Raw genomic sequence first — 8,376 nt, forward strand, 5'->3', positions numbered from 1 at the left:
GTCAGGCTGAAGCATATTGTATTCGTCAAAATTATTCAGAGCTGACTCGGAATTGTATTTCTTTATCGGGAGAATGCCGGTAAGGTATGCCAGAGAAAAGCAGGAAAGTCCGTCAGAGGCTTTGAATAAACCGGCCAGCATATCCATAAATTTTTCCTGAAGAGTTTCGTCATCTCGGTATTCCCGGTATATCAGATCCCATTCATCCATAATGAGAACAAATTTGGCTTCAGTGGCCACCAAAGCCTGTTTTAATGATTTTCTCCCGATCAGAGGAGCCTTGCTGATCTTTTCTTCAAATTCTTGGTTCTGTCTGATTTCCAGCAATGTCACATACTGCAAATAGTCAACGATATCGTCCACATAATCAACATGCAGACTTTCATCTGACTTATAGGCCTTGAAATTGTCATCTATGCTGTTCATGTCCCAGTAGATAACATTGCATTTGTTCAGGTATTCCTCGTAGGTAATTTTCTTTTTCTGCCCGTTAATTGTTTTTGTCCTGGCATAACCGGTTACTTTTAATCCAGAAAACAAGGCCTTGCTGTCAGCTCCTTTGGAATAATAAGAAGCAAGCATGTGAGCGGTGACGGTTTTTCCGAAACGCCGAGGTTTGGTGAAGGCGATAAGTTTTAAATCTCCGGCATCCAGTCTGTCTATGGTTTCACTGATAAAATCGGTCTTATCAACGAAGATACCAGAGTCTTGTTTAGCCACAAGTTCGGTAAATGCATTGCTGCCGCCGGGGTTTAAAAAAGTTCCCATATCGCTTTCTCCGTAAAACTATTCCGGGCAGCCCCGGGGAGATCCCTGACTGACCTAATATACCATAGCAAATTGGTTCATTACCAAGGGAAAACCGGCCGATCTGACTTAACATAATATAGCACGTTGAGTCATCCTGTCTAAAATACCGCTTTGGCCGGAGTATCCCCCGGGCGTTTTCTCCCGAAAACAAGGCCGGTTTCATAAATAAGGCGGGGCCGGGATGCCCGTCTGCTTTCATGCAGGGCATGTCTGGCAAGTTCATGAGATATGACAGCCATCTCGTTCCCTGTCCGAAAAAGCTCCTTTAATCGCAGCTTAAACATATCTCAGCTCTACTCTCCCTGCATGAAAACCTCTTTCTCAGAAGGGCGGTTCCGGGATCTCCTGAGAGGCAGGGCCGGATTCGGCAGCAATAACCGGGGATCCTTACTCCGCAGCCTCTTCCGGATCCTCCTCCGGGAATGCGGTCTCCCCGGCTTCATCCTCCCGGCGTTTCTGTTCGTTAAGGAGCGTATTTCGTACATACCGGAAATAGTCGCGGTAATGTTCCTTGGATTTGAAGGGATATTCCGGGAATATGATTCCGGATTCCGCGGCGATTCTCCGGACTTCCTCTGGAGGGTTTTGGTCAAAGAACGATCTCAGTTCCTGCTTATGTCTGGTGCGGCGGTTCCGGTTCCCGTTGATGCGGGTCAGAAGCTCCTGGTCATTGCAGAAGCGGATCCCTCCGAAGTCCGGCCTCGTTTTGGTGTAATGGATGCTGTAACTGGTTTTCCCGCAAAGAGAGCGAAAGTTTCTCAGGAAAGTCAGGTATTCCCTGATCCTTTCGGTGTCTCCCAGGGCAGGGAGTTTGCAGGCATAGGATATCAGGAAGCGCGTCAGACGGGAGTTGCCTCGGATCATGGCCGCTGCGGCCAGCTGGCAGATAATGGGCAGGTATTCATCGTCAGAGAAAAAGTCCCATTCCGTTTTGCTTCTGTAATTCATGTCCGGAAGCTCGGTTATTTCCTTCCATGTCTTAATGCGGAAAAAGGGAAAACGGCAGTCATCCCGGCAGTCATGGCATTTCAGGCCGGCTTCCTCCGCAGGAACGCAGTCCTTCTTTTCTCTTGCCAGAAAAACATAGTCCAGCGTGCCGGACACGGGATTTGCCGAACACAGGAAGCCCGTCATGGCCAGGGAGGGAATGAACCTTGCGTATGGCATCATTCCGAAGAGCTGGTCTTTGCGGAACAGGGGGATCGGGGTGGAGTACTTCCCGAACGTCTTTTCCAGCCAGGCGATGTCCTTCGGAGTTCCGGGCAGGCTTCCGGTTCCGGCGTATCTGAACTCCGCGGAAACGTACTGTTCGACCGTTACCAGAAAAGCGCCGTAGTCAGCGAGCTTAATCATTGTTTTTTCCCTTGTTTTCCGGGGCGGCTGGTTCTGCCAAAATAAAAGAATCCCGCCCTGGAGAGGGGCAGGATTCAGATAACAATACCGGAAAAATCAGACTAAATAAGCCGGAGGCTCAAGGCCGTTTTTGCGGCAAAAGTCCACTAACTCTTTGTTTCGAGCGTCTGACTCAGCGCGGGCTTGGGCCTCTGCATCAGCTCTCGCTGATTCGGCTTTAATAATCTCATCCTTCGCCTTGATCTCGGCTTCGGCCTTTAAACGAGCATTGCGCTCTGTCATAAGGCTGATCTCTGTTTTACTCTCGCTCATATACACATCCCATGAAAGATCATTTTTAAGAAATTCCACATCCGCTCTGATGATATTTACCATTATACCATCATGATCTTTGTCAAGAAGTTCTTTAATGTCTTTATGGGTCTCGCACATCAGAAACGAGAAGTAAAAATCCAAAATCGTCTGAGGATCAGTCACCTGCTGTTTAAACCTGTTCAGGTCTATCACCAAGGTGTTTATCCCTTTCTGATAAGGATTTCCGATGATTCTGTCATCGTCCGTGTCAACGGGGACTGCTTTCCAGCAGTGATGCCATTTGGCGGTATCCAGCTTTACGCAGGACTCCGAACCGGCGCAGGATAATACAACCAGCAGGCACTCTTTCGGTTCCAGATCATCGGTAGGCGTTCCTGCATCCTGATTGGCAGCCAGAGCTCCCCAGTACACAAGAAACCTTCCAATGCCGAAAGAGCTTTTCTGCATCTCAATACCCAGCTGCATCAGTTCCTTTCTATTCTCCTCTTCAGGATTATTTTCAGGAGCGGAGACAGCTTCAAATACATGAGCCACAATATCCAGATCAAAGGTTCTTTTCCCGTATGCAATCTGAATTTCGTTTCCGGCAGAGAAGATGTCAGAAGCCTCTTTCTGGTTGCGGAAGTACATCTTAACAAGCTCCTGGCCGATCTCCCGGAGGACTTCGCTTTTAAGAATAAACTTAAAATAGCTGTCCGTGACGCGGATAATCCGCTGAGACTTATTTTCATCTCTCAGTCTTTCCATCCATTTCATATTCCAAAACAGATCGTGCTGATAAAGCTGTTCAATTTCTTCAGATCTCATATTGATCTCCGTTTAATAAAACACAGCCCCGCTCAGCCGAAGCTTTGCGGGAATTCATCCGTTCCCCATGAAAGGATAAAGCCCCTCATAGATTTCTGTGCTCGATAAGCAAGGCCCTTGCCTGCAAATGCAGGCATTCTCCCCAGAGGAATGAATCTTGCGTATGGCATCATTCCGAAGCGCTGGTCTTTGCGGAAACGGGGGATCGGGGTGGAGTACTTCCCGAACGTCTTTTCCAGCCAGGCGATGTCCTTCGTAGTTCCGGGCAGGCTTCCGGTTCCGGCGTATCTGAACTCCGCGGAAATGTACTGTTCGACCGTTACCAGAAATGCGCCGCAGTCAGCGAGCTTAATCATGGTTTTCTCCCTTGTTTTCCGGGGCGGCCGGGCTTATGCCGGATCCCGCGTCTTCAGGAACGATCTCCCTTCCTTCCCTCAATTCATTGATAAAGTTTTCCAGAACCGGGAGCCCCTCCGGCTCTCTGGTGAGTTCATTCGCCATGAAGCTGTACGCATCCCGGAATCTTCCGGAAAACTCCCCGGTGCCGAAGGTCAGGGCTTTGATATCTCGCTGACAGGTTTCCGCGGGGTTTTCGGCAAAGAATTTCTGAAGAACCGGCCTTTCCAAAAGCCACTTTTCCCGTTTCGCTTTCAGATCCTCCAGAAAATCCTCCGGAGACACGACGGATCTTATGCACTTACGGAAGTCTGTTTCAGCGGGGTTAAAGCAGAAGGGGACGGGAGGATTCTCATGGAAGGTTTTCTGCCAGACTTCCGTCAGGCGGTTCGCGAAGATCCCGGGGAACTTATTGTCGCAGAATTTCCAGAGCTCGGTCAGGCGGAACAGGATGTCATAGGCTTCCATGTTCTTTGCGGTCACGGCCCGGAGCAGGGCGTGAGCAAGGGCACAGCTGCTCTCTTCCTTCCAGGAGAACTGGATGAACTTCCGGTGTTCCTTTTTGCCCTCCAGGGGTTTGAAAATGACATCCTCGGGGATCGTGTCCAAACGGCAGATCGGATTTGCCCGGGAGTCGTTCCTCTGGCAGCGGCAGTGTTCCCGATCCGGGAGGGGCTTCCGGGAAAACACCACGGCATAGATCCGGCGCCAGTCGGGATCGGAGAAGGCAGCGGCGAAATACTCAGCGGAGGCGGGGATCACGAGACGTTTACCCCGGCCCTTTTTGCTGTCAACGCTTTCCAGCACGGGGGATCCGTAATCCGAGAAAAGCTCCTCGATAAAATCGCAGGATTCGGCTAAAAGCGGGAATTGAAGGCGCCAGCTGCAGTCGAAGCCGGCATTGGCATAAACGCGAACTGCGGTCAGAAAGCAGTTCCGGTCGGTGAAAAAAAGCATCTGGCTGTTCCTGATAAAGGTAAATACAAAGCGTCCGAAAACGCAATTATCGCAGAAGGGCGAACATGTATTCAGAAAAGACAATCACTTTCGGTTTGTCACGGCGGGGATCCCATTCCCGCCGACTCCGCATCATTCCTTAAATTCTGTCTCGTTAATGCGACGCGTTATCGGATTTATGCCCGTGATCTGCCCGGTTCCTAACTCGTGCTGTTATTGCTGATTGCATTTACAATGCAAGAAATATTAATAAAATAACACAAAATGATTGCATTTACAACGCAATAACGATATGCTTGGAATATGGGGGAAAGATTCCGATCGGCGTCTTTCTTCTGGCAGGAAACAGCTCCCGTCTATTCAGGGGACGGTCTCGGAAAGCCGTATCAAACCCGGATAAAAAGGGATTTTCAGAACTGCCGCCGCCCTTAACTTACACACTGCGGCGGCGGACAAAAAGCGGTAAAATACGGGAGACAGAACATAAAATTGATTCCTGCTGAAAAAGTGATAGGGCCCCCGCCAAGTTTTATGGCGTTATCCGGGGATCTGCAGCCCTGAGTTCGCTCCTGCCTGCCATGGCCGAAAATGAGGCCCCGGCTTTCCCAGAAATCTGCCGGCCGGAGAAACCGGAGCTTCTGATTTTTATCTGACGCATTCGCAGAGTCACGCAGTAGACGGCAGAACAGACGGAATCATTTAAGAGGGAACACATACGGATACACAGGGGATAGCATAATTATGAAGGTATCAGAAGAGGAAATGGAGGCCAGACGGCAGCACCACCGCAAAATAGCGGAGGTTTACGGTCCCCTGGATTTTGAGGAGCCGGCCATGCCGATTCTCCCTCATGACAAGCGGGAACAGCTTGTCTCTTTGCTTTCGAGCTGCGAAACTCTCACCAACATTGAGATGGATTATTGCCGGTTTTTTAAAGACATTGAGATGGAGTGCAGCGATCCCGCAAGGGCTCCCTATATCGAGGGATGCTACATCTACGGCACCTATACCATAAACCGCGACTCCTGCGGCTCCTACAGCGGAGAAATCGAATGCCTTAAATCCGTAACTGCCGTTATCCCGGAGCTTCCCGGCTTCCTGAAGATCCGTTCCCGGAACCGGAGTTATTTTTTCCGGAACTGCGCCCGGAGCTTTGAGCCTTTGGAAAAGCAGCAGCTCAGCGTTCATGTTTTTGAGCAGGAAAGCAATCTCATTCCCTTAATGCAGAAGGAAATGTCCCGGTCGGACAGCCATATCTACTGCTACGGCGTCTGGCATGACCCGGAGATCTATAACGGAGATTATACGGAGATCCTAAGCGGTTACTGCTGGGATAAGTCCGTGTCATCCGCCGCCCTGATGAAAAAGATGTCCTTCGAGGGGGCTTATCTGGTATTCATGGATGCCGGAAGCTACTACCTGCAGAAGCTCCCCGACTACAGCCCTGCGGGAGCCCGCATTCTTGAGGTTGATTTCCGGAACAAGCGGGGGTGATCCGCCCCATGTCAGCTGCCGCTGCCACAAAACGACCAGCCAGAAAACCAGCTTCGAGGGAAGAACAACAGTCTTCCGGGGCAGCGGGAATCCGGCTGTTCCATAGCATGGGAGTCCCGGACGGAGCCGTTCTGATGTCATCCCGGCAGAAAAAGCATATCTTCCGGGTGTTCCGGGAGATCCTGAAATAGTCAGACGATTCGGAATCCCGGCCCATTTCCGCCCGGAAGGCATCTCAAATATCAGCGCTTAACCCTGAAAAGCACAGGAGATCATCTTGGACACAGCTTATGCAACCGTAAGTTACCCGGAGACCGCCCCCAGTCAGCTCAGAATTCTGGACAGCTGCGAGTATCTTTTCCAGAAAAGCGACAAAAACGAAATGTTCTTCGGCGTTATGCCCAGCGGTTTGGAAGCAACTCTCAGGATCACCGAGATTGATTTTCCGAACTGCGAGGTCAGGGCTCTGGTAAAACAGAAAAACGACGGAACGAAAAACGACATAACGGATCCCGAGCCCCTGCTGAAGCTCCTTCTGAAGTTCCCGAATCAGACCGCCATTGTCAACGACGGGATTTATGCTGTCATCGTCTCATATCTCCGATACCAGGAAATACCGGAGGATAAATGGACGGAATGCCTGCTGAGATCCGATGACGAGCAGAAAAGCTGCCGCATGGTCATGCTTAAGAGCAAAAAGGGGTATTACGAGCGATGCGGCATGAACTACGATCCGGAAGCCCTTTCCTGTTTCAGCGTGTCTCTGACGCTGGCAGAGGAAAACACCGGGACAAAGACAGCCGCTCCCGAATAAGCCGGCATCGGACAGATAATAAGCCGCGCGTTCGGAAGATGCGGTTTTTGCGGCTCCTGAACCCCCGGGGCATTCATAACGCAGGAAGAGAGTTTTAATGAACAGCAGCAAAGAAAAAGAAACTGAAAACATGACCGGAAATCCGGAAGGCGAGAATCCGGGAGCGGCAGATGAAGATCTGGATCTCGTCAGCGCCGTCAAGGAGTTCACCCTGAGACAGAACCGGATCCGCTCGAATATCACCAAAGTTACCCGGGACATGATCAGCGTTATCAATGAGCTGGATAACGTGAAAAATGATTTTCAGGAGCTTTCCGGCAAAATAGCGAAACGTAATCAGAGGGCGGCGGAGGAATGCCAGAAGGCCACGGATCGCCGGAAATACACTACCCCGGTGAAGAAGAATCTGGATGACGCAAGAGAGATCAGAAAACTCAATGCCCTCATCAAAAGTCAGGGCATCGGCGTGGCGGATTTTGTCAAACAGATGGACATTGCCAACCGCACCTTCTACCAGAAGGTCGAAAAGCATTTATTCACCATGAGAGAGCTTAATTATCTGAGAGATGAACTGTCTCTCACAGACGAGGAGTTTATGCGGCTGTTTTTTACCTGATGAACCTGATGATGATCCTGCCCTGATCAAAACAGTCATCGTTATGCCGGAGACTGATTTCGACACATAAGTGATGGCGGGGGGATGGCGCTTGCAAACGTAAAAAACGGCGGGGAAAAAAGATGAATCATAATGAACAGAAAAACCCCCCATATCGTACAGTATCAGGGCTCCAAAAGAAAACTGGCGCCTCAGATTTTACGGTATATGCCGGAAAGATTTGACAGGCTTATTGAGCCCTTTTCCGGCATGGCGGCGATTTCCATAGCCGTGGCAATGGAACACCGGGCAAATTCATACGTCATCATGATCTGAATAAACCCCTGGTGGATATGCTGAAGGAGGCAGTCGAAAATCCTGAGCGTCTTTCTGATGACTACCGAAAAGTCTGGGAAGAGCAATTTTCATACGGTGATAACCACACGGAGCATTTCTTTCTTGTCCGCGACAGGTTTAATGACGGCCAGAAAACCCCGGCAAATATGCTCTATCTGATTGCAAGGTGCGTAAAAGGCTCTGTGCGGTATGGCGGTAACGGAAAATTCAATCAGTCCCCGGACAGGCGCCGACACGGCACCAATCCCGAAACTTTAAGGAAAAACGTCCTGGCCGTTTCCGCCCTCCTTAAAGGAAGAACCATTTTTTCAGATCTTGACTACCATGATGTGCTCGATACGGTATGTCCCGGTGATTTGGTGTACATGGTCCGCCGTATCAGGGTGTTACGACCGACATTGGTCAGTATTTTTTCGGAATTCTTATCCCCTCTGAAGAAAATCAAGATTTGATTCACACTATCAAACCGTGACTAGAA

Annotated in this window: 10 protein-coding genes; 5 read left to right on the plus strand and 5 right to left on the minus strand. The window is 50.0% G+C overall.

All coding sequences use genetic code 11. The features are described 5' to 3' along the window. From ACJROR_RS11010 to ACJROR_RS11030, 5 genes are all read right to left on the minus strand, one after another. Positions 1-768: AAA family ATPase (locus ACJROR_RS11010; protein ID WP_406547095.1), on the minus strand; the 768-nt coding region annotated here is incomplete at its 3' end. 429 nt (positions 769-1,197) lie between these two features. Beyond that, a complete protein-coding gene (locus ACJROR_RS11015; protein WP_406547096.1) occupies positions 1,198-2,163 on the minus strand; it encodes a hypothetical protein in 966 nt (321 codons plus the stop codon). A gap of 96 nt (positions 2,164-2,259) precedes the next feature. Next, on the minus strand, positions 2,260-3,285 hold the full coding sequence (locus tag ACJROR_RS11020) for a hypothetical protein (RefSeq protein WP_406547097.1): 1,026 nt from the start codon (positions 3,283-3,285) through the stop codon (positions 2,260-2,262). Between the two features lie 32 nt (positions 3,286-3,317). Then, a complete protein-coding gene (locus ACJROR_RS11025; protein ID WP_406547098.1) occupies positions 3,318-3,641 on the minus strand; it encodes a hypothetical protein in 324 nt (107 codons plus the stop codon). Then, positions 3,634-4,638, minus strand: a complete 1,005-nt coding sequence (locus ACJROR_RS11030) for a hypothetical protein (RefSeq protein WP_406547099.1) — start codon at positions 4,636-4,638, stop codon at positions 3,634-3,636. The genes ACJROR_RS11025 and ACJROR_RS11030 overlap by 8 nt, the downstream gene beginning before the upstream one ends. Before the next feature lie 741 nt (positions 4,639-5,379). On the opposite strand from ACJROR_RS11030, the gene ACJROR_RS11035 reads away from it, so the two are divergent. The 5 genes from ACJROR_RS11035 (at position 5,380) to ACJROR_RS11055 (ending at position 8,350) form a co-directional block, all read left to right on the plus strand. Next, positions 5,380-6,132 (plus strand): hypothetical protein, encoded by a 753-nt coding sequence (locus ACJROR_RS11035; RefSeq protein ID WP_406547100.1) that lies wholly within the window; start codon positions 5,380-5,382, stop codon positions 6,130-6,132. A gap of 277 nt (positions 6,133-6,409) precedes the next feature. Then, on the plus strand, positions 6,410-6,946 hold the full coding sequence (locus ACJROR_RS11040) for a hypothetical protein (RefSeq protein ID WP_406547101.1): 537 nt from the start codon (positions 6,410-6,412) through the stop codon (positions 6,944-6,946). 97 nt (positions 6,947-7,043) lie between these two features. After that, the gene (locus ACJROR_RS11045; RefSeq protein ID WP_406547102.1) at positions 7,044-7,562 is read left to right on the plus strand and encodes a hypothetical protein; all 519 of its coding nucleotides are present in this window, start codon (positions 7,044-7,046) and stop codon (positions 7,560-7,562) included. A gap of 132 nt (positions 7,563-7,694) precedes the next feature. Continuing rightward, on the plus strand, positions 7,695-7,877 hold the full coding sequence (locus tag ACJROR_RS11050; RefSeq protein ID WP_406547103.1) for a DNA adenine methylase: 183 nt from the start codon (positions 7,695-7,697) through the stop codon (positions 7,875-7,877). 17 nt (positions 7,878-7,894) lie between these two features. Continuing rightward, positions 7,895-8,350, plus strand: coding sequence for a DNA adenine methylase (locus ACJROR_RS11055; RefSeq protein ID WP_406547104.1), 456 nt, complete (start codon positions 7,895-7,897; stop codon positions 8,348-8,350). Positions 8,351-8,376: the final 26 nt, after the last annotated feature.

The organism is Succinimonas sp., assembly GCF_045225735.1.
Lineage (GTDB): Bacteria > Pseudomonadota > Gammaproteobacteria > Enterobacterales > Succinivibrionaceae > Succinimonas.

Bases quoted from the DNA above. Each gene is read 5' to 3' on its own strand.
- ACJROR_RS11025 (WP_406547098.1), bottom strand. From the start codon at position 3,641: ATGATTAAGCTCGCTGACTGCGGCGCATTTCTGGTAACGGTCGAACAG.
- ACJROR_RS11030 (WP_406547099.1), bottom strand. From the start codon at position 4,638: ATGCTTTTTTTCACCGACCGGAACTGCTTTCTGACCGCAGTTCGCGTT.
- ACJROR_RS11050 (WP_406547103.1), top strand. From the start codon at position 7,695: ATGAACAGAAAAACCCCCCATATCGTACAGTATCAGGGCTCCAAAAGA.
- ACJROR_RS11055 (WP_406547104.1), top strand. From the start codon at position 7,895: ATGCTGAAGGAGGCAGTCGAAAATCCTGAGCGTCTTTCTGATGACTAC.
- ACJROR_RS11035 (WP_406547100.1), top strand. From the start codon at position 5,380: ATGAAGGTATCAGAAGAGGAAATGGAGGCCAGACGGCAGCACCACCGC.
- ACJROR_RS11020 (WP_406547097.1), bottom strand. From the start codon at position 3,285: ATGAGATCTGAAGAAATTGAACAGCTTTATCAGCACGATCTGTTTTGG.
- ACJROR_RS11045 (WP_406547102.1), top strand. From the start codon at position 7,044: ATGAACAGCAGCAAAGAAAAAGAAACTGAAAACATGACCGGAAATCCG.
- ACJROR_RS11015 (WP_406547096.1), bottom strand. From the start codon at position 2,163: ATGATTAAGCTCGCTGACTACGGCGCTTTTCTGGTAACGGTCGAACAG.